The organism is Variovorax defluvii (assembly GCF_039541515.1).
Lineage (GTDB): Bacteria > Pseudomonadota > Gammaproteobacteria > Burkholderiales > Burkholderiaceae_C > Variovorax > Variovorax defluvii.
Genome location: NZ_BAABGJ010000081.1, coordinates 476,293 through 497,285, shown reverse-complemented (window position 1 = coordinate 497,285; position 20,993 = coordinate 476,293). Strand labels below are relative to the sequence as shown.

Annotated in this window: 17 protein-coding genes; 8 read left to right on the top strand and 9 right to left on the bottom strand. The window is 69.8% G+C overall.

Translation table 11 applies throughout. The annotated features are described in order from the left end of the window. Positions 1–95 precede the first annotated feature (95 nt). The 5 genes from ABEA07_RS27855 to ABEA07_RS27835 all read left to right on the top strand — a co-directional run bounded on the left by ABEA07_RS27855 (position 96) and on the right by ABEA07_RS27835 (position 6,864). A complete protein-coding gene (locus ABEA07_RS27855) occupies positions 96–314 on the top strand; it encodes a hypothetical protein (RefSeq protein ID WP_345541987.1) in 219 nt (72 codons plus the stop codon). Between the two features lie 201 nt (positions 315–515). Further along, complete coding sequence (locus tag ABEA07_RS27850; RefSeq protein ID WP_345541986.1) at positions 516–758, top strand: hypothetical protein; 243 nt, start codon at positions 516–518, stop codon at positions 756–758. Next, positions 755–1,537 carry a hypothetical protein gene (locus tag ABEA07_RS27845; RefSeq protein ID WP_345541985.1) on the top strand — a complete coding sequence of 261 codons (783 nt, stop codon included), beginning with the start codon at positions 755–757 and terminating at the stop codon, positions 1,535–1,537. The genes ABEA07_RS27850 and ABEA07_RS27845 overlap by 4 nt, the downstream gene beginning before the upstream one ends. Before the next feature lie 147 nt (positions 1,538–1,684). After that, a complete protein-coding gene (locus ABEA07_RS27840) occupies positions 1,685–4,780 on the top strand; it encodes a sensor domain-containing diguanylate cyclase (protein ID WP_345541984.1) in 3,096 nt (1,031 codons plus the stop codon). A 203-nt stretch (positions 4,781–4,983) separates the two neighbouring features. Next, complete coding sequence (locus tag ABEA07_RS27835) at positions 4,984–6,864, top strand: GspE/PulE family protein (RefSeq protein WP_345541982.1); 1,881 nt, start codon at positions 4,984–4,986, stop codon at positions 6,862–6,864. A 21-nt stretch (positions 6,865–6,885) separates the two neighbouring features. Here ABEA07_RS27835 and ABEA07_RS27830 read toward each other — a convergent pair whose 3' ends face one another. Further along, complete coding sequence (locus ABEA07_RS27830) at positions 6,886–7,632, bottom strand: EAL domain-containing protein (RefSeq protein WP_345541981.1); 747 nt, start codon at positions 7,630–7,632, stop codon at positions 6,886–6,888. A gap of 10 nt (positions 7,633–7,642) precedes the next feature. Next, a complete protein-coding gene (locus tag ABEA07_RS27825) occupies positions 7,643–8,167 on the bottom strand; it encodes a GAF domain-containing protein (protein ID WP_345541980.1) in 525 nt (174 codons plus the stop codon). Between the two features lie 168 nt (positions 8,168–8,335). On the opposite strand from ABEA07_RS27825, the gene ABEA07_RS27820 reads away from it, so the two are divergent. Further along, a complete protein-coding gene (locus tag ABEA07_RS27820; protein WP_345541979.1) occupies positions 8,336–9,562 on the top strand; it encodes a geranylgeranyl reductase family protein in 1,227 nt (408 codons plus the stop codon). 45 nt (positions 9,563–9,607) lie between these two features. Here ABEA07_RS27820 and ABEA07_RS27815 read toward each other — a convergent pair whose 3' ends face one another. The 7 genes from ABEA07_RS27815 to ABEA07_RS27785 all read right to left on the bottom strand — a co-directional run bounded on the left by ABEA07_RS27815 (position 9,608) and on the right by ABEA07_RS27785 (position 16,634). Then, on the bottom strand, positions 9,608–10,132 hold the full coding sequence (locus ABEA07_RS27815) for an Rrf2 family transcriptional regulator (protein ID WP_345541977.1): 525 nt from the start codon (positions 10,130–10,132) through the stop codon (positions 9,608–9,610). Positions 10,133–10,270: 138 nt separating this feature from the next. Next, a complete protein-coding gene (locus tag ABEA07_RS27810; protein ID WP_345541975.1) occupies positions 10,271–11,317 on the bottom strand; it encodes a tripartite tricarboxylate transporter substrate binding protein in 1,047 nt (348 codons plus the stop codon). Further along, positions 11,314–12,720: a sensor histidine kinase gene (locus tag ABEA07_RS27805; RefSeq protein WP_345541974.1), complete on the bottom strand. Its 1,407-nt coding sequence runs from the start codon at positions 12,718–12,720 to the stop codon at positions 11,314–11,316. Before ABEA07_RS27805 ends, ABEA07_RS27810 begins: the two co-directional genes overlap by 4 nt. Continuing rightward, positions 12,701–13,366, bottom strand: coding sequence for a response regulator (locus ABEA07_RS27800; RefSeq protein WP_345541973.1), 666 nt, complete (start codon positions 13,364–13,366; stop codon positions 12,701–12,703). The genes ABEA07_RS27805 and ABEA07_RS27800 overlap by 20 nt, the downstream gene beginning before the upstream one ends. 18 nt (positions 13,367–13,384) lie before the next feature. Further along, entirely contained in the window at positions 13,385–14,413 is a 1,029-nt protein-coding gene (locus tag ABEA07_RS27795) for a Bug family tripartite tricarboxylate transporter substrate binding protein (RefSeq protein WP_345541972.1), read from the bottom strand. A gap of 75 nt (positions 14,414–14,488) precedes the next feature. After that, on the bottom strand, positions 14,489–16,114 hold the full coding sequence (locus ABEA07_RS27790) for an MFS transporter (RefSeq protein ID WP_345541971.1): 1,626 nt from the start codon (positions 16,112–16,114) through the stop codon (positions 14,489–14,491). Between the two features lie 7 nt (positions 16,115–16,121). Next, complete coding sequence (locus ABEA07_RS27785) at positions 16,122–16,634, bottom strand: Lrp/AsnC family transcriptional regulator (protein ID WP_345541969.1); 513 nt, start codon at positions 16,632–16,634, stop codon at positions 16,122–16,124. Positions 16,635–16,816: 182 nt separating this feature from the next. Between ABEA07_RS27785 and ABEA07_RS27780 the strand changes: the two genes are divergently transcribed. Beyond that, positions 16,817–20,422 carry an indolepyruvate ferredoxin oxidoreductase family protein gene (locus tag ABEA07_RS27780; protein WP_345541967.1) on the top strand — a complete coding sequence of 1,202 codons (3,606 nt, stop codon included), beginning with the start codon at positions 16,817–16,819 and terminating at the stop codon, positions 20,420–20,422. A 207-nt stretch (positions 20,423–20,629) separates the two neighbouring features. After that, complete coding sequence (gene yajC, locus ABEA07_RS27775) at positions 20,630–20,965, top strand: preprotein translocase subunit YajC (RefSeq protein WP_345541966.1); 336 nt, start codon at positions 20,630–20,632, stop codon at positions 20,963–20,965. Positions 20,966–20,993: the final 28 nt, after the last annotated feature.

Here is a 20,993-nt window from a genome sequence, read left to right as displayed (position 1 = left end):
GGCACGGTTGATGCAAGGCAACCGGTCAAGCAGGATTCACGTGCCGGCGCGTTTGATCAAGGCATTCATTCCTTGCTCTTTTGCAGGAGACGACCATGTCACACAGTTCCACGATGCAGAACGCGGAGGCATTCGAAATCCGCTTTCAATCCTTGTTCCACCAGGGCCGTGCCATGGCCTTCCCCTGCGACAGCACGGGCATGGTCAACCTCGACGCGATGAGCGAGAAGGCCCGCAACAATTACCTTTTCGCGCGCGGCATGATCGGCCGCGAATTCGCGATGCCCTTCGTGCAGCCCCGCGAGCCGCATTGACGCACGTGCCGCCGGCCCTCTTCGCCGCCCAGGGCCTGTGGCGTGCAGGAGACAGATGAACTGGGCACGACGGCCGCATCAGGCCTTGTCCGACAAGGGCCCCCGCCATCGACCGAGAAAACGGGCTTTTCGCCGGCGGCAATGGCATTCGGGCCTGGCTTTGCGGTCCAGCCCCCCCTGCCGGCTTCGCAGGAGCCCACGATGAACGTTCCCTCCCCCGTCCACGCCACGGCCGCATGCGCCGCGTTGACTGCCACCCACCTGCGCGAAGCCGCGCAGGCCCAGGTCGTTCGCGCCTTCCGCGCCCACCTGGGCGGCGGCGCCGATCCGTCCGACGAGAGCCTGGAACTCTTTGCGCGCCTCGCGGTGGCGGAGCAGCGGTTGCGCCGCCGCGCGGGCGAGGCCGCGGCGCCGCGCGTCGCGCACGGGGGCGGGGGGCAATGATGGCTGCGGCCATGATCGTGATGGCCGAGCGACAGAAGCCGGCCGCGGTGGCTTTCGGAAACGTGTTCGACCTCGCGCGCCTGCGCGGCCGGCCGGCCGAGGCCGAGGTCTGCGAAGCGTGCCGGACCATCAACCCGCACCAGGCCTTTTTCTGCAAGGGCTGTGACGGCAAGTTGCCGGCCTACTTCGCGGCTGTGGAAGCGGGCGCGCCTGTCATGCCGGCGGTCGCGGCTGGCGACGACGGCGATCGTGATGAGCGGCGCAGCCGCCTGACCCTGGTCGCCCTCGTGGTGCTGTGGGGCACGGTGACGGCGGTGGCGGCGCTGCAGGTGCACGGGCCGCGGCCGCTGGACCCGGGCATGGCATCGTCGCACTCGCCGCAGCAGGTGGTGGTGCAGGCGGTCGCGGGCCACGTGGCGCCGGAGGGGATCGCTCTGGCCGCTGCCGAGGAGCATGCCGCAGTTGCCGGCCACCCTGCACCGTCCTTGGAGGTGCCGCGCGAGCCGGCGGTCACGTTGACCGCGCGCGAGCGGACGGACCCAGGTGAGCGGGCAGATCCCCAGTCGTCGCGCAAGGCGACGCCGGCGCCAGCCCGACCCGTGCGCAGCCTGGCCGCCGGCCTGCTGGCCCGCTGCGAGGGGCGCAACTTCTTCTCGCGTGCCGTGTGCATGAACAATCTGTGCGCCCGGCCCGAGGCGCGTCGCAGCTCCCAGTGCGCCGAGACCCTGCGCCAGGCGCGGCTGGGCGAAGCGCGGCGCAACCCCCAACTGGCCAGCTGAGGGACAACCCCCGGGCCCGCCCGGGGCCGATGGAGGAGCGGGCTGCGCTACGATGCCGCCGGCGGATGCGCGCGTTGACCGGCGCGGATCCGTGCCCATGAACAATCGCTCCGGCGCGCCGCACCACCGTCGATGAATTCACCCGGTTTGAGCAAGAGGCGAATCGGCCTGAACACCCGCCTGGCGCTCGGCGTGGCGGCCGTGGTCCTGGCGACCACCATCGCGATTGCCACGATTGCGCTGCACCTGGTGAAGACCAGCCTGCAGCAGGCGATCACCAGCGAGCAGCTCGGCCACGTCAGCCTGGTCGCCAATGCGATCGACCAGAAATTCGCGAGCCGGCGGACCCTGCTGGCCGGCTTCGCCGAGAGCGTGCAGACGCGGGACCCGGCGAGCGAACTTCCGATGCAGGACTTCCTCGAACGGCATCCGTCGCTCAGGGATGCTTTCGACAACGTCGCGCTGATCGACCGGGAGGGCGATATGGTTGCCCATCTTGCCGGCATGGAGCAGGTCGGCCGCGTGAACGTGAAGGATCGCCGCTACTTCCAGGACACCCTGGCCTCCGGCACCGGCACGATCTCGGAACCGTATCGCAGCCGGCTGACGGGACTGGCGCAGGTGGCGATCACGGCACCGGTGAAGGACGCCGCCGGGCAGTTGCGCTATGTGGTCGTGGGCTCGATCAACCTGAAGGAGCGCAACATCCTGGGCGAGCTCGCCCAGGTCCGATTCGGGAACTCGGGCTACCTCTTCATCGTGACGCGCGACGGCGTGGTGGTCGACCACCCGCGCAACGAACGCATCCTGAGCCGCGCCGGCGCAGGGGCCGACGACGTGGAGATCGAGCGGGCGAGCGCCGGCTTCCAGGGGGCGACCGAAGGCCGCAGCGCCGAAGGCACCCTCGGGCTCTATGCCTTCCACCCGCTGCGCCAGACCTCCTGGGTGCTGGGCTCGATGTATCCGCGCAAAGAGGCCTTCGCGCGGATCGAGTCCATCGAGTACCTGGCCTGGGGCGGCGCCCTGGCCCTGGCGCTGGCGGCGGGCGCGATCGCGTCGGTGGTGGTGCGGCGCCAGCTCGCACCGCTGACGGCGCTGCACGAGCGCATGCTCGCGGCGCGGACCGACGCCGCGACCGTGGAGCCCGTCATGGCGCCGAGCTACAGGGACGACGAGATCGGCGATCTCGCCTACACCTTCGACCAGCTGATGCGCGAGCAGTGGGCGGGCGAAAAATTTCTGCGCGACGTCACCGACAACATCCCGGTCATGGTGTCGCATGCGGACGCCCAGGGCCGCTACACCTTCGTCAACGCCAGGCTGGCCGAGCGCCTGGGCCGCAGCCGGGCAGACCTCGTCGGCGCCTCCGCGCAGGGCCAGCCAGGCAGCGGCAACTACGCCATCCCCGAGCGCTACCTCCAGCGCGTGATGGCCGGCGATCACGTGACCTTCGAGCGCCGGGGCTCGGTGCGCCAGGGAGAGGCGCCGCGCTTCTTCCAGACCGATCTGATCCCCGACCGCGATGCGGCGGGCGCCGTGCGCGGCTACTACGCGATGACTTCCGACGTCACCGAGCGCAAGCGCATCGAGCTCAGCCTGGCGCACAGCGAGGCGCAGATCCGCCTCATCGCGGACAGCATCCCGGCGCGGGTCTCGCACGTGGATGCGTCGCTGCGCTACACCTTCGTGAACGCGAAGGTCCGCGCCCTGCACAACGACGACGCCCTGGTGGGGAAGTCGATCGCCGAGATGCGCGGCAACGGGGATTTCGGATTGGTCGAGCCCTACTACCGGCGCGCCCTGGCCGGGGAGACGGTGATCGTGGAAAAGCGCGGCGACCCGGCGCTGGGCGTGGGCGACCGCACCTACAAGGCCCACTACATCCCCGACACCGACGACGTGGGCATGGTCCAGGGCGTCTTCGCGATGACCTTCGACATCACCGACGAGGTGAGGGTGCGCAATGCGTTGGCCGAGCAGGAGAAGCGGCTGCGCGACGTCACCGACAACATCCCGGCCCTGGTGGGCTACTTCGACCGCGAGCTGCGCTGCCACTATGCCAACAGCCGCGGCCGGCAGATGGCCGGCCTGGGCGACGGGCCGCTCGACGGCGTGACGTTGTCCTCGGCCATGGGCGACGCGGTGTATGCGCAGCAGGCGCCTTACGTCGCCCAGGTACTGGCCGGCGAAACGGCGCGCTTCCAGGTGGAAGCGCCGCTGTACGACCGGACCGGGCACTTCCAGGTGCACATGACGCCCGACCGCAACCTGCAGGGTGAGGTGCTGGGCTTCTACCTGATGGCCTTCAACGTCACGGCGCTGAAGGAGACGGAGCTGCGCCTGGCCGACAGCGAGATGCGCCTGCGCGCCATCACCGACAACATCCCGGCCCTGATCACCTACATCGACAGCGAAGAGAAGATCACCTTCGCCAACGGCACCTACCGCGAGTGGCTGGGGCTGGACCCCGCGCAGTTGCTGGGCAAGCACATCCGCGAGGTCGCGGGCGAGGAACTGTACCTCGCGCGCAAGGAGCTGGTGGACCGGGCGCTGGCGGGCGAGCGGGTGGAATTCGAGGCGCAGACGCGCAAGGGCGATTTCGACCGGGTGACCCGCGTCATCTACGTGCCGCACATCGGGGCGGACGGGGCGACGCACGGCATCTTCTCGCTGAGCTTCGACGTCACCGCCCTCAAGGCGGTGGAGCGCAAGCTGATGGAGCTGGCGCGCGTCGACACGCTCACCGGGCTGCCGAACCGGCTGGCCTTCAACGAGCACCTGCCGGCCGCCATCAAGCATGCGGCGCGCGCGGGCGGCGGCATGGCGCTCATGTTCCTCGACGTCGACCACTTCAAGTCGATCAACGACACCCTGGGCCATGCGTGCGGGGACGGGGTGCTGGCCGAATATGCGAGGCGGTTGCGTTCCAGCGTTCGCAGCACCGACACCGTGGCGCGCCTGGCGGGCGACGAGTTCGTCGTCGTGCTGGAAGACCTGGACAACCAGGAGGCGGCCGCCACCGTGGCGCGCAAGATCATCCGCCAGATCGGGGGTTCGCCCTTCCGGGTCGATGGCCGCAGCCTCGACATCACGACCAGCATCGGCGTCGTGTTCGCACACGAGGTCGATGCCGGCACGGCGCCCGGCGACCTGCTGGCGCGCGCCGATGTCGCGCTCTACAGTGCGAAGGCGGCGGGACGCAACACATTCGCCTTCGCGCCTGAGCTCTCTTCGACAAGCTGAAAGCTGCGAGCAAGCCCGTCGCGCCGGATTCATTCACAGCTTTTCAAGTACTTTGCTCGCGGGACGGCCCGCCAATGCGCTCGCGGCCGACCTCGCGCGCGCCGGCTTGGCGGGTATGCTGCCGGGGCCCGGAATTTCCGAACACGTTTTCGGGCACAAGACCCGCACAAAGACCCGGACACTCAATGCAGGAGATCGATGCAATGGCATCTGCCGAAGTCGTCACGCCCGAGCAACTCTTGAAGGAAATCGAAGCCCAGAGCCGCATGCCGATCCTGCGCATCGGGCAGGCCCTGATGTCGCTGGGCATGATCACCGACGAGCAGCTGAGCGAGGCGCTTGCCAGGCAGCAGGAGGACCGCGACGTGCCGCTGGGCGAGACCCTGGTCCGCATGGGCGCCGTGACCCGCGCGCAGTTGCAGACCGCGCTGGCGCGCAAGATGGGCTATCCGCTGGTCGACGTGCATGAATTCCCGGCCGCGACCGAGGCGCTGCGCAAGGTCGGTTACGCCGTGGCGCAGCGGCTGCAGGTCATGCCGCTCATGGTCCACGAGGGGCGCCTGATCGTCGCGATCGATGACCCGGCCAGCCGCCGCCCGGCACTGGAGGAGGTCGAATTCAGCGCGCAGATGAAGGTGATCCCGGTGCTCACCCAGGCCCACGACCTGGATGCCGTGCTGCAGAAGGCCTACGAGAAGATCGGCGCGCAGGGCGACAAGCGCGTGGCCGCGTCGGACCCGATGTCCATCGACTTCGACCTGGCCGGCACCACCGAGCTGCTGCAAACGCTGGAGAAGGAGGACCGCAGCGCCGAGGACGAGGCGCCGATCGAGCAGTCGGACAACTCGCTCGTGCGGATGATCAACAGCATGATCCTCGAGGCGCACCGCGAAGGCGTGTCGGACATCCACATCGAGAGCTACCCCGGCCGCGAGAAGACCCGCATCCGCTTCCGCCGCGACGGACGGCTCTACACCTACCTGGAGCTGCCGCCCAATTACCGCAGCGCCATCGTGGCGCGGGTGAAGATCATGTGCGACCTGGACATCAGCGAGAAGCGCAAGCCCCAGGACGGCAAGATCAACTTCTCCAAATTCTCGCCGCAGCACCGCATCGAGCTGCGCGTGGCCACCATCCCCACCAGCAACGGGCTGGAGGACGTGGTAATGCGGATTCTGGCTTCGGCCAAGCCGATCCCGCTGGAACAGCTCGGGCTGTCCAAGCGCAACCTCGAGCGCCTGACGGACGCGATCGATCGCCCCTATGGCATGGTGCTGTGCGTCGGCCCCACCGGCTCGGGCAAGACCACCACGCTGCATTCGGCGCTCATGCACATCAACACGCCGGAGCGCAAGATCTGGACGGCGGAGGACCCGATCGAGATCACGCAGCCGGGCCTGCGGCAGGTGCAGGTCAATCCCCGCATCGACTGGACTTTCGCCAAGGCCCTGCGCGCCTTCGTGCGGGCCGATCCCGACGTGATCATGGTCGGCGAGATCCGCGACGAGGAGACCGCGAAGATGGCGATCGAGGCCTCGCTCACCGGTCACCTCGTGCTTTCCACCCTGCACACGAACAGCGCGCCCGAGACGGTGACGCGGCTGCTCGACATGGGCATGGACCCCTTCAACTTCGCGGATTCGCTGCTGGCCGTGCTGGCGCAGCGGCTGGTGCGTCGCGTCTGCCGGCATTGCAGCCAGAGCCGTCCGGCCAGCCCGGAAGAGATCGACGAGCTGGCGGCCGACTACATGCACGTCGTGCCGACGCAGGACACGCCGGAACGGCGCGAGGCCTTGAAGCAGTCCTGGCTGCGCCAGCATGGCCGCGACGGTGCGCTGCACCTCCACGCGGGCCAGGGCTGCAAGCATTGCGGCGAAACCGGCTTCCGCGGGCGCGTGGGCATCCACGAGCTGATGGTGGTGTCCAGGGGCTTGCGCCGGCTGGTGCAGGAGGGCGCCCGCGCCGAGCAACTGCAGGAAACGGCGCTGCGCGAGGGCATGCGCACCTTGCGGCAGGACGGCATCGAGAAGGTGCTGGCCGGCCTCACGACCATCGACGAAGTGCGCGCGACGAGCAACGCGTAGGCCGGCAGCCGGCGCGCCGGATCAGGCCGCGTCCCAGTCCACCACGGGCAGGGCGCCGATGGTGGGCCGCGCGTACAGGAAGCCCTGGAACAGGTCCACGCCCAGCGCCAGCAGCACCCGGGCCTCGTCGGCCGCCTCCACACCCTCGGCGATCACCTTGATGTCGAGCTCGTCGCAGGTGGTGACGAAGCCTTTGACGATGGCGACCCGCACCGGATCGACGTGGATGTCGCGCACCAGGCTCATGTCGATCTTCACCACGTCGGGCTGGAACGCAGCGAGCAACTCGAAGTTGGCATAGGCGGCACCGAAGTCGTCGATGGCGGACGTGAAGCCATAGCGCCGGAAGACGTGGAAGGACGCCGCCAGGCCGGGCAGGTTGATGACGCGCTCGCCCTCCGTGATCTCGAACATGAGCTGGTTCGCCGGAAAGTTGCAGCGCTTCGCGGTGTCGATGGCGGTGCGGAAGCACTGCTCCTGCCCGGCGATGTCGTTGGGCATCACATTCAGGCTGAGCCTGGACCGCATGCCCAACTGCGCGGCCATCTCGATGGCGCGCACGCGGCAGGCCTCGTGGAAGGCGAAGCGATGCTGCGGCGCCACGCTCGACAGCACCTGGGAGGCGCCTTCTCCCGACAGGCCGCGCACCAGCGCCTCGTGCGCGAAGATGTCGCGCTGCACCGGGTCGACGATGGGCTGGAACGCGATCGTGAACGCCGGCCCGATGGCCGGCCCTGCGGTGGAGGGGGTGGAAATGCCGGAACTCATGGCCAAGGCCTCAAGGGTTCAGTTCGCCGGCGGCCTGCGCCAGCAGCCGCGCCGTCGCCTGGGCAGCGACCTCCAGCCGGCGCACATGCTGCTGCGACAGTTCGACGCTGCGCTCGATCGCGAAGCCGCACAGCGTTCCGTAGATGCTGCCGTCCGGCAGGACCACCGGCACGCTGATGTGCGCGCCGATCGGCCGGGTCACTTCGGGCAGGGGCTGCCGGGTGCGCAGGACACGCAGGTCGCGCACCGCCCTGGGCACGCGGCCGTCGACGACCTGCTGGCAGATGCTGTCTTCCATCGTGTGGGAGTCCCCCACGCGGATGATGCCCATGGCCGGCGCGCTTGCCACGTGCCTGAAGACGCGGCGGCCGTCGACGAATTCGGAGACGAAGAAGACGTCCATGCCGAGTTGCTCGCGGATGAGCTCGAGCATGGAGGAGAGCGCCTGGACCACCAGCGGGCCATCGCAGTCGGGCACCCCGGCGGCGGGCTGCTGTTCGAACCCGATGCCATCTTCGTTGCTTGTATTGCCCATCGTGCCCCTTTGACGCGGACTTGATCCTAATGCGAAGGCGTTCCCTGGGTTGCCACGGCGGCGCAAGTGTGTTGTTCGCGCAACTTCGGGCCGGTGGCGGGCTGCTCGAGGCTTCGCGGGCTGGGCGCCGGGGCAGGTCTTACCATGCGCGCTCTGCCTGCGAATGCCATGACCATCCAGCTGCATCACAAGATCGGTGAACCTGAGGATTGCGACGTGCTGGTGGTTGGCGCAGGGCCTGCGGGCAGCGCCTGCGCGCAGATGCTGGCGCGCGCGGGCGCGGATGTGCTGCTGGTCGATCGCCATGACTTTCCGCGCGAGAAGGTCTGCGGCGACGGGCTGATCCCGGATGCCCACCACGCGCTCGCCCGCCTGGGCGTGCTCGATGCGGTGCTGGCCCGCGCCCGAGCCGCCAGCCACGTGGTCTGCGTGGCGCCGCACGGCCGCCGGCTCGAGGTGCCGGCCAGCCTGGCGGTGCTGCCGCGGCGCGAACTCGACGAGATCGTTCGGCAGGCTGCAATGGCGGCCGGCGCGAGATGGTTGGCGCCGGTGCGCTTCGAAGCGCCGCTGGTCGATGCGAACGGACGCGCGGCGGGTGCCCGGCTGCGCCTGGCCGATGGCAGCGAGCGCCCGCTGCGCGCCCGCTGGACCGTGCTGGCCACGGGCGCGGCAGCGGGCCCATTGGCGGCGGCGGACATGTGCAGCCGGCGCGCGCCCAGCGGCATCGCCCTGCGCGGCTACGTGAGGAACGAGGCGATGGAAGGGCGCATCCGCCAGCTCGAGGTGGTGTGGCACCGCGCCCTGCGCGGCGGCTACGGCTGGATCTTTCCCTGTGGCGATGGGCTGTTCAACATCGGCACCGGTTGGCTGGACAGACCCGCGGGAGGCGGCCCCGCGCCCCATCTGCGCGAGCTTTTCGCCGCATTCGTCCGGGTGCATGCGCCGGCGCGGGAGCTCATGCAGGGCGGCAGCCTGAACGGCGAGCTGAAGGGCGCGCCGCTGCGCTGCTCGCTGGAGGGCGCGCGCGTGTCGCGGCCGGGCCTGCTGGTGACGGGGGAGGCGGCGGGCAGTACCTATTCCTTCACCGGCGAGGGCATCGGCAAGGCGCTGGAGACCGGCATGCTCGCGGCCCGGGCCATCCAGCGTGCCGGTGACGACGCGGCAGTGACGGCGCGATACGACGCGGCGCTGGCAGCATTGAAGCCGCGCTTCGCGGCCTACGCACAGGCCAATCGCATCAACAGCCATCCGTGGATCGCCGATTTCGTGCTCTGGCGCGGCCAACGCGATCCCGGCATCGTGCGCCGGCTCGCCGCCGTGCTGGACGAGAGCTACAGCCCCGACCGCCTGGTGACGGCGCGCGGGCTACTTCGGATGATGTTGCCGGTCCGCTGACGGGACCGGCGTCATTCACGAAGGGGAAGGCGAGGACTCAGCTTCTCAGCGCTTGGCCAGCGTGCCGAGCGCGAACACCGAGTTGGGCGCATTGACCCGCGGCCGCTTCGGCGCCGGCGTGCTGGCCGGCACGCGCTTGACCGCCGGTTGCTCGCTCTCGACCTTCACGCCCTTGGCCAGTTGTTCGAGCACCAGGCTCTGCAGGGTGACCGAGTCCAGGAATTCCACGGTGCGGCGGTTGAGCGAGGCCCAGAGCTCCTCGGTGCTGCAACGGCCGTCGGCGCCGGCATGCGGGTCCTGCTTCTCGGCCGGTTCTTCCTCGATGGAGAACAGGATGTCGGCCACGGTGATGTCGGCCGCCTTGCGCCCCAGAGAGTAGCCGCCGCCCGGCCCGCGCGTGGATTCGACCAGCTTGTGGCGGCGCAGCTTGCCGAACAGCTGTTCCAGGTAGGACAGCGAGATGCGCTGGCGCTGGCTGATGGCGGCGAGGGTCACCGGTCCCGTGCGCTCACGCAGCGCCAGGTCGATCATGGCAGTGACCGCGAAGCGGCCTTTGGTGGTGAGGCGCATGGAAGAAAGTCTTTCCGTTTCGTGTTGTGGAGGTGCGGGCTGCTGTCGTTGTACGGGACGCCGGGTCCCTTTGTTGTGCAGCGGATCATGCCCTGGGAGTCTGAGGGTCGAATTAGGTTCCCCTGGGCAGAGCCGATGCTACCGTGCCCAGCGACGCAGGCCCAGATCGTCCGCCAAGTGGCGGTACGCCTCGATGCGCTGGCGTACGAAGTCCTCCAGCGAGTCCCCGGTCAGGGTGAAGGGATAGAGGCCGTGGCGCTCCCGGAGGGCGGCGTAGCCGGGGCTGGCGACGGCCTGGCGGAAGGCCTCGGTCCAGGCGCGCACTGCAGTCTCGGGGGCGTCGGCGCCGAGGTACAGGCCGCGCACCGTGGGCCAGACCAGGTCGACGCCCTGCTCGCGCGCAGTGGGCACGCCGGCCATGGCCGCGGACAGCCGGGTCTCGGCCAGCACCGCCAGGAAGCGCAGGGGGGCGCCGCCGCCGAGGGCCTGCAGGGCCTCTGCCGCGTCGCCAGGGAACAGGTCCACGTGGCGGCCTTGCAAGGCCGCCAGGGCCTCGCCGCCGCCCTCGAAGGCGACGAAGCGCATCGCCTTGTGGTCGCGGCCGGCGGCGCGCACCAGCAGGGCGGCTTTCATCCAGTCCTGGCTGCCCACGGTGCCGCCGGCGCCGAAGGTCAGGCGCGCCGGGTCCTGGCGCAGGGCGGCGACCAGGTCGCCCAGGGTTTTGAAGGGGGCGTCGCGGTGCACCGCGATCACGCCGTAGTCGGTGCCCAGCGTGGCGATCCAGCGCACCGCCGAGGGCGAATGCGGGCCGAAGCGGCCCTGCGCCAGGTTCAGCAGCGAGCCGCTGGAGAAGGCCACCAAGGTCGCGGGTCCGCCCATCCGGCCGGTCGCGATGCGGTCGAAAGCGACGGCGCCGATGCCGCCCGGCAAATAGCGGCTGACCAGCGGTGGACGCGCGGGCCGCACCGCCTGCAGCGCTTCGCGCGCCAGCGCGCAGCTGAGCTCGAAACCGCCGCCGGGCTTGGCGGGTACCACGCATTCGGCGGGGCCGTACGAAGGATCGTCGCCGGGCGCGGCGGGGCACGGCAGACAGGCGGGCAGGGCCAGCAAGCCGAGCGTCCGCAGCAGCCGGCGGCGGGTGGCGGTGCAAGGCGTGGCGTCCAAGCCCATGGTGGCGTGCGTCATCCCGTCGTCCTGGGCCACCACAGGATCGCATGCAGCCCGCTGCCGGCTTCACGCGCCTCCAGCCGCAGCGCGCCCCGGTGGCGTTCTGCGATGGCGCGCGCGATGGCCAGGCCCAGTCCCGATCCGCCGGCGGTCGCGCGCTGACCGCGCCGGAAGCGCTGGCCCATCGCCGCACGCTCCTCGGCGCCCAGGCCGGGGCCGTTGTCCTCCACGTTGAGGCTGAAGCCCTGGGCATCGGCGGCCGCGAACAGGGTCACGGCGCCGCCTTCCGGCGTGTGAGCCACCGCGTTCGCCACCAGGTTCGCCAGCGCCTCGCGCATGAGGCCGCGGTCGGCCAGTGCGGACTCCGGGGACGCCGTTTGGATGCCCAGGTCGATGCGGCGGGCGCGCGCCTGCGGCAGAAAGGCCAGCGCGACCTCGCGCAGCAGTGCCGCCAGGTCCAGCGGTGCGATGTCCAGTGCCGCGGTGTCGCTGCGGCCCAGCGCCAGCAACTGCTGCGTGGTGCGGGTGGCACGGCCGATCTCGGTGCCCAGCGCGTCCAGCGCCGCCTGCACCTGGGTGCCGTCCTGTTCGCGCCGCGCGTAGTCGGCCTGCATCTGCAGAGTGGTGAGATGGGTGCGCAACTGGTGCGAGGCATCGTCCAGGAACCGGCGCTGCTGCGCCACCAGCGCCTGGGTGCGCGCCATCTGCTGGTTGACCGCCGACACCAGCGGGCGGATGTCGGCCGGCAGGCCGTCCTCGGCGATCGGCGCCAGGTCCTCAGGACTGCGCGTCTGCACCTCGCGCGCAAGGCGCGCCAGCGGGCGCAGCGCGGTCGCGAGCGCGGCGGCGGTGCAGCACACCAGCAGGACCAGCACCAAGGCGTCCCGCAGCACCGCGCGCTGCACGAATCGACGGGTGAATTCCTGGCGCGAACGCGTGCTTTCGCCCACCTGGACCATCACGCTGCGTGCTTCGCTGCCGGACGGGGCGCGCTCCAGGGCGCGCCGGTAGGCGGCGAAGCGCACCGGCTCGCCGAAGTAGGGCGCGTCGTAGAACACCGGGTGGCCGGTGGCCAGCGTGCCAGGCGGACCCGGCAGGTCCGCACTGCCCAGCTCCACCAGCCCGTCGGAGGTGGCGACGCGAAAGTAGACCTGCCCGCTGGCCGTGAGCTCGAAGAACTCGAACATGCGGTAGGGCAACTCGACCGAGAGCCCGCCCGAGGCGGTCGAGATGTTGGCGTCGATGGATTTGAGCGCGCCCAGCAGCGAGCGGTCGTAGGCCGAATCCGCTGCCTCGAGCGCGTCGTGCCGGGTCATCCACAGCTCGAGCGCGGTGACCAGCACCAGCATCGGCAGCAGGAGCCAGGCCAGGCGCCGCCAGAGGCTGGCCTCGCGCAGCCAGTCAAGCGGCTTCCAGCGCATAGCCCAGGCCGCGCAGGGTCGTGATGCCGACGCCGCGGCCTTCCAGGCGCTTGCGCAGGCGATGGATGATCACCTCGACCGCTTCCGGCTGCACGTCGGCCTCGTCGGAGAACACGCGTTCCAGGATCTGCTGCTTGGAGAAAGGCTCGCCGCTGCGCTGCACCAGCACCTTCAGCACCGCCTGCTCGCGCGGTGACAGGGGCAGCGGCTCGCCGTGCAGCAGGAACTGCCGGCGCGCCGCGTCGTAGGCCAGCGGGCCGCAGGCCAGGCGCGGATGCTCGGTGCCGCGGGCGCGCCGCACCAGCGCATGCAGCCGGGCCTCCAGCTCGGCCAGCGCGAAGGGCTTGGCCAGGAAGTCGTCGGCGCCGGCGTTGAGCGAGCGCACCCGCTCGTCCACCGAGTCGCTGGCCGTGAGGATCAGCGCCGGCAGCCGCTGGTCGCGCGCGCGCAGGCGCTGCAGCACCGCGTGGCCGTCCAGGCCGGGGAGGCCCAGGTCGAGCACCAGTGCGTCGTGGTCGCTCTGCTGCAGGGCGCGGTCCGCCAGCCGGCCGTCGTCCACCCAGTCGACCTGGATGCCGGCATGCTCCAGCGCCTTGCACAGCCAGGTGCCCAGCGCGTGTTCGTCTTCGGCCAGGAGGATGCGCATGGCGCGATGCTACGTCGCTCAATCGGGCTTGATGTTGGCCCGGGCGATGACCTTCTTCCAGCGGGTCTGCTCGCTGGCGATGAACTTCGCGAACTGCTCCGGCGTGTCGCCGATCGATTCGGCGGCGTCGCCCTTGAGCCGCTCCAGCGCGGCGGGCGCCTTCACCGCCTTCATGGACTCGGCCGACAGCTTGGCGATGTTCCCGGGCGTCATGTTGGCCGGCGCCAGCAGGCCGTACCACTGCGTCATCTCGAAGCCGGGGAAGCCCTGCTCGGCCACCGTCGGCACGTCCGGCAACTGCGGCAGGCGCTGGGTCGAGCCGGTGGCGACGCAGCGCAGCCGGCCGGCCTTGATGAAAGGGAGGACCGCCGCCGCGCCGACGGCCGAGGCGTCCAGCCTTCCGGCCATCAGGTCGGTCAGCATCGGGCCGGTGCCGCGGTAGGGCACGTGCAGCATGAAGATGTTGGAGGTCATCTTCAGGTACTCGAAAGCCAGGTGGCCGGCGCTGCCGTTGCCGGCCGAGCCGTAGCTCAGCTTCCCGGGCTTGCTCTGCGCGTAGGCGATCAGCTCGCGCAGGTTCTTTGCCGGCACATCGGGGTGCACCACGTAGAGGCTGGGCACCTTGGCCAGCAGGCTGACCGGCTTGAAGTCCTTGTTCGCGTCGTACGGCAGCTTGTCGAAGATGTACGGGTTGACCGCCAGCGTGCCGATGTGGCCGAGGATCAGCGTGTGCTGGTCGTCGGCACGGGCCACCTCCGCCATCGCGATGTTGCCGGCGGCGCCGGGCTTGTTCTCGACGAACACGCTCTGGCCCAGCGTGCGCGACAGCTCGGCGGCCACCGAGCGGGCCACGATCTCGGAACTGCCGCCCGGCGCGAAGGGGACGACGAAGCGCACCGGCTTGCTCGGCCAGGCGGCCTGCGCCGGCGCGATGCGCGGCCAGGCGGCGGCGAGGCCGAGTGCGCCCGCCATGCCCAGCAGGCGGCGGCGGGTGGCCGGGGTTTCAGGGAAAGAGGGCGCGGGCCCGGCGGGCTGCGGATCGTGCATGGTTGTCTCCATCGGTCGTGCTCGGAAGGTACCGATGGTGCCCTGCCCCAGCTTTCATGAAGCTGTCGGTCGGCCTCAGCGCTTGACCACGTAGCGCGTCACGACCGGCGTCGTCTCGCCCTGGTGGAAGGCCAGGCGGCGCTCGCGCAGCGCCATGTCGGCCGCGGTGGCGCGGTGGAAGCGGCGCAGGTGCTCGGTCCAGGATTCGTCGACGATCTCTTCCAGGTAGCGGCCCGGCTCGGCGATGTCGTGCAGCAGCTCCCAGCCGATCGCGCCTTGTCCCAGGCGCGCGCGGCGGGTCTGTTGCATGACCACGTGGAAGGCGGCGGCGCGGGCCGGGTCGATCAGGTACTCGATGGTGACCACCACGCGGCCGTCCTCGCCGGGGGCCTCGGCCGGCGGGCCCTTGGCCCAGCCCTTGCGCGCGGGGGTGGTGTCTTCGTCCTCGCCGACATGGTCGGTCACGTAGCGGATGGCCAGCATCATGCTCAGGCTGCCGCTGACCGCGGCGACGCCCAGGGTGAGGTGGAGCGAAGACAGCTCCGCCACCTGCCCCCAGAGCGCCGCCCCGAAGGCGCTGGCGCCCATGATCGCCATCTGGTAGATCGACATGCCGCGCGCGCGCACCCAGTCGGGCAGCGCCAGCTGGGCCGAGACGGACAGCGAGTTTGCCGTGGTGATCCAGGCCATGCCCCCGCAGAACATCGCCGGCACCGCGATCCAGGCGTTGGGCGCCACCGCCATCACCGCCGTGGCGGCGGACTGCAGCAGCGCGCCGCGCAGCACCAGCTGGTCGCGGGACAAGGCCTGGCGCATCCGCGGCAGGAACATCACCGCGGTGATGGCACCGGCGCCCATGGCCGCCAGCAGCAGCGTGAAGGTGCCGGCCCCGCCGCCTTGCAGGTTGCGCGCCAGCAGCGGCAGCAGCGCCAGCAGCGCGGTCGAATGCAGGAAGAAGATCGCGATGCGGGTGAGCACCGCGCGCATGCGCTGCGACTGGCGTACGAATTGCACGCCCACGCGCATGGCGCTGATCAGGCGCTCACGGCCCAGGGGGTTGGGCTTGTGCTCGCGCCGCCAGCGCATCACGATGAAGCCCGAGGCCACGCACAGCACCGCGTTGAGGCCGAACACCCAGACCGAGCCTGCGCCCGCGATCAGCGTGCCGGCCAGCAGCGGCCCGACGATGCGCGAGGCGTTCATCGCCAGTCCGTTGAGGCCCAGCGCCGCCGGCAGGTGCGTGCGCGGCACGAGCTCGGGAACGATGGCCGAGAACACCGGCCACCGCAGCGCCAGGCCGATGCCGTTGGCGAAGGTCAGGGCCAGAAGCAGCGGCGCGTTCATCCAATCCATCACGACCGCGCCGCACAGGACGATGGCGGTGCCGGCCAGCCAGAACTGGGTCGCCACCAGCCAGCGCCGCCGGTCCAGGATGTCGGCCAGGGCGCCGCTGGGCAGGCCCAGCAGGAACACCGGCAAGGTGGAGGCCGACTGCACCAGAGCGACCCACATCGGCGAGGTGGTCAGCGAGGTCATCATCCAGGCGGCCGCCACGTCGTTCATCCACATGCAGATGTTGGCCACCAGCCAAGTGCTCCAGAGCATTCGGAACACCGGCAGCCTGAGCGGTTCGAGTGGGCCGATGCGCGGCGGCGGCACGCGCGTCTGGACGGGGCTTTCTTCCGGAGAAATCGGGGGCATGGGCCGGCTATTGTCCTGTGCCCGCGCGGCCGGACTTGCCGGTCTTTTTCACCAGGTGGCCCAGTGGCAACGCGCGGCTGGCCTTCACCTCGCCCAGCGAGAAGCTGGTGTGAAGGTCCTTCACGTTGGGCAGGTGCATCAGGCTGTTGAGGGCGAATCGGGAGAAGCCGTCCAGGTCTTCCGCCACCACCTGCAGCTCGAACATGCCGGTGCCGCTGATGTAGTGGCAGGCCACCACCTCGGGCAGCTTGCGGATCGCTTCCTCGATCTTGCGCGTGACTTCGCCGGTGGCGCGGTCGGTGTCCAGCCGCACGAAGGCCAGCACGCCCAGGCCGATCTTGTGGCGGTCGATCTCGGCGTGGTAGCCGCGGATGTACCCGGCTTTTTCGAGCGCCCGCACGCGACGCCAGCACGGGGCGGCCGACAGGCCCACGCGCTGGGACAGCTCGGCATTCGTGAGGCGGGCGTCGGCCTGCAGTTCTTGCAGGATGGCCAGGTCGAACTTGTCAATGCTTTCCATAGGACGGCATCTTAAGCAAGATCCTTTCAGGCAGGGGTCTTGAGCGGGCAAAGAACGCAAACACCTATCAAGGCGCCAGGCATACACTTTGCGAGCATGATGGCCGCGGGGCGATTCGACCCGGACGCCCTCGCCACCCCCACCGCCACGCCCACGAGGCACAGCCACCGGAGACACCGACGATGAACGCACCGCTGCCTGAACACATCCGCAAGGCACTCGAAACGGTCACGCTCGACGACAAATACAGCCTCGACTACGGACGCGCCTTCATGAGCGGCGTCCAGGCTCTGGTCAAGCTGCCCATGTTGCAGCGGATTCGTGACCAGCAGGCCGGCAAGAACACGGCCGGCTTCATCAGCGGCTACCGCGGCTCCCCACTCGGCGGCTACGACCAGGCGCTGTGGAAGGCCAGCAAGTACCTGAAGGAACGGCATATCGTCTTCCAGCCGGGCGTGAACGAGGAACTCGCCGCGACGGCGCTCTGGGGCACCCAGCAACTGGGCTTCGCGCCGCCGGGCACCAACAAGTACGACGGGGTGTTCGGCATCTGGTACGGCAAGGGGCCGGGCGTGGACCGCTGCTCCGATGTCTTCAAGCATGCCAACATGGCCGGCACCACGCCCTGGGGCGGCGTGATCGCGGTGGCTGGTGACGACCATATTTCCAAGAGCTCGACCGCGGCGCACCAGAGCGACCACATCTTCAAGGCTTGCGGCACGCCGGTGTTCTTCCCGACCAACGTCCAGGAGATCCTGGACCTGGGCATTCACGCCTTCGCGATGAGCCGCTTCGCGGGCATCTGGTCGGGCATGAAGACGATCCAGGAGATCGTCGAATCCAGCGCCACGGCGATGATCGACTCCGAGCGCGTCGAGATCGTGATGCCCGCCGACTTCCAGATGCCGCCCGGCGGCCTGCACATCCGCTGGCCCGACCATGCGCTGGAGCAGGAGGCGCGCCTCATGCACCACAAGTGGTATGCGGCGCTCGCCTATATCCGCGCCAACCGGCTCAACCACAACGTGATCGAGGGCCCGAACGACCGCTTCGGCATCATGGCCAGCGGCAAGGCCTACAACGACACCCGCCAGGCCCTGATCGACCTCGGTCTGGACGACGACGCCTGCCGCCGCCTGGGCATCCGGCTGCACAAGGTGGCGGTGGTCTGGCCCCTGGAGGCGCAGCTCACCCGGGCCTTCGCCACCGGCCTGCAGGAGATCCTGGTGGTGGAAGAGAAGCGCCAGGTCATCGAGTACCAGCTCAAGGAAGAGCTCTACAACTGGCGCGCCGACGTGCGGCCCAACGTGGTCGGCAAGTTCGACGAAGGCGAGGTGCACGAGGCCGAGGGCTACTCGGGCGGCGAGTGGTCCATGCCCAACCCGACCGCGCACACCCTGCTGCGCGCCAATGCCGACCTGAATCCGGCCCTGATCGCCAAGGCGATCGCGCTGCGGCTGAAGAAGACCGGCATCCTGGCGGCCGCGGGCAGCGACATGGCGGCGCGCATCGACGCACAGCTCGCCATCCTCGAGGCCAAGGAGCGCGCGATGGCCGCGCCGCAGATCGTCAACCCCGTGGACGCGACCCGCCAGCCGTGGTTCTGCTCCGGCTGCCCGCACAACACCAGCACCGTCGTGCCCGAGGGCTCGCGGGCGATGGCGGGCATCGGCTGCCACTTCATGGCGACCTGGATGGACCGTTCGACCCTCGGCTTCACGCAGATGGGCGGCGAGGGCGTGCCGTGGGTGGGCCAGCAGCCCTTCACCACCGATACGCACATCTTCGCCAACCTCGGCGACGGCACCTACTTCCACAGCGGCCTGCTGGCGATCCGCCAGAGCATCGCGGCGGGCGTCAACATCACCTACAAGATCCTCTACAACGACGCGGTGGCCATGACCGGGGGTCAGCAGGTCGGCGAACGGCCCGAGGGCCACTCCGTGCTGCAGATCGCCGAGAGCCTGCATGCCGAAGGCGCGGCCAAGGTCGTGATCGTGACCGACGAGCCGGAGAAGTACGAGGGCGTGAACGTGCCCGGCCAGGACGTGAAGGTGCGCCACCGCGACGATCTGGACGAGATCCAGCGCGAGTTTCGGCAGATCCAGGGCACCACCGCCATCATCTACGACCAGACCTGCGCCACCGAGAAGCGCCGCCGACGCAAGCGCGGCACCATGGTCGACCCGGCCAAGCGGGTGGTGATCAACGAGCTGGTGTGCGAGGGCTGCGGCGACTGCAGCGTCAAAAGCAACTGCCTGTCGGTCGAGCCGCTGGAAACCGAGTTCGGGCGCAAGCGCACCATCAACCAGAGCACCTGCAACAAGGACATGAGCTGCCTCAAGGGCTTCTGCCCGAGCTTCGTCACCGTCGAGGGCGGGCAGCTCAAGAAGAAGGCCAGGAGCGAGGCAGCCGCCCCGGCGGAACTGGGCGCTCTGGCCGAGCCGACGCTGCCGTCCCTCGCCGGCGGACAGGTCTGGGGCATCGTGGTGGCCGGCGTCGGCGGGACCGGCGTGATCACCATCGGCCAGCTGCTGGGCATGGCGGCGCACATCGAGGGCAAGGGTATCGTCACGCAGGACGCGGCCGGCCTCGCGCAAAAAGGGGGCGCCACCTGGAGCCACGTGCTGATCGGCGAGACCCAGGACGACATCCGCACCACCCGCGTGGGCACGGCCGCGGCGGACCTGGTGCTGGCCTGCGATCCGCTGGTGAGCGTCAACGCCGAAACGATGGCGCGGATGCGCGAAGGCCGCACCCATGTGGCGCTGAACAGCCACAGCTCGCCCACCGCCGCCTTCGTGCGCAACGCGAACTGGCAGAACCCGCAGGAGGCCTGCGCCGCCGAGATCGCGCGCGCCGTGGGCGTGGCGTCGCTTGGCGCCTTCGATGCCGATGCCGCGGCCAGCTCGCTGATGGGCGACACCATCTACGTCAACCCGATGATCCTGGGCTATGCCTGGCAGAAGGGCTGGATTCCGCTGGAGCATGCGTCCCTGATGCGCGCGATCGAGCTCAACGGGGTGGCCATCGAGAACAACAAGGCCGCCTTCGCGTGGGGCCGCCAGGCGGCCCAGCGGCCCGAGGAATTGAGGAAGCGCGTCAGCCCGGGGCAGATCATCGAGTTCAAGAAGCGCGACACGGTCGAGAGCCTGGTGGCACGCCGCGCCGAGTTCCTGACGGCCTACCAGAACGCGGCCTATGCCGAGCAGTACAGGGCTTTCGTCGCCAAGGTCCAGCACGCCGAGGCGGCAGTGGGCAAGACGGCCCTGGCCGAGAACGTGGCCCGCTATCTGTTCAAGCTGATGGCCTACAAGGACGAGTACGAGGTCGCGCGCCTGCATGCGGACCGCAGCTTCCTCGAACGGGTCGAGGGCATGTTCGAGGGCGACTACAAGCTGAACTACCACCTGGCGCCGCCGATGATCGCGCGGCGCAACGCCAAGGGCGAACTGCAGAAGCAGAAGTTCGGCCCGGCGATGCTGACGGGTTTCCGCCTGCTGGCCAGGCTCAAGGGCCTGCGCGGTACGGCGCTCGACCCCTTCGGCCGCACCGAGGAGCGCCGCATCGAACGCGCGCTGATCGGCGAGTACCGTGCCAGCATCGAGGAAGTGCTGACCAGCCTGAGTGCCGGCAACCACGCCCTGGCGCTGGAGATCGCGGCGCTGCCTGAGCAGATCCGCGGGTACGGCCACGTGAAGGAGCGCAACCTGCAGGCGGCGCGCGGCCGCTGGGCCGCGTTGATGGCCAGGTGGCGCGACCCACAGGCCGCGCGCGTCGCCGCCTGAGCACATCGGCGGTCACCGGCGGCCCGGCCGGCGAAAGCCCTCCCGGCCCGGCCGGCTTAGCTCCGGCGGCGGGAACGGCGCCGAATACAATGCGCGATGGTGTGCGGGGCCCCGCCCCGCCTTCGCGCCTGTCTCTACAGCGCGCGGAAACGTGAACCCCAGAGGGGCTTCATGCTCCCATTCTTCCTCTCTCTGCTGGAGACTTCCTTGTTCATTTCCACCGCTTACGCCCAGACCGCGCCCGCTCCCGCCGCCGGTGGGGGCGACATGATGTCCTCGCTGGGCAGCATGCTTCCGCTGCTGCTCATGTTCGTGGTGCTGTACTTCGTCATGATCCGCCCGCAGATGAAGCGCCAGAAGGAAGCGCGCGCCATGCTCGAAGCGCTGGCCAAGGGCGACGAGGTCGCCACCGCGGGCGGTCTGCTCGGCAAGATCACCCAGCTGGGCGAGCAGTACCTGACGGTCGAGATCGCCAAGGGCGTCGAGGTGCAGTTGCAGCGCTCGGCCGTCGTGCAAGTCCTGCCCAAGGGCGCCATCAAGTAAGTCAGGCCGAACACGCGGGTGCCGCACG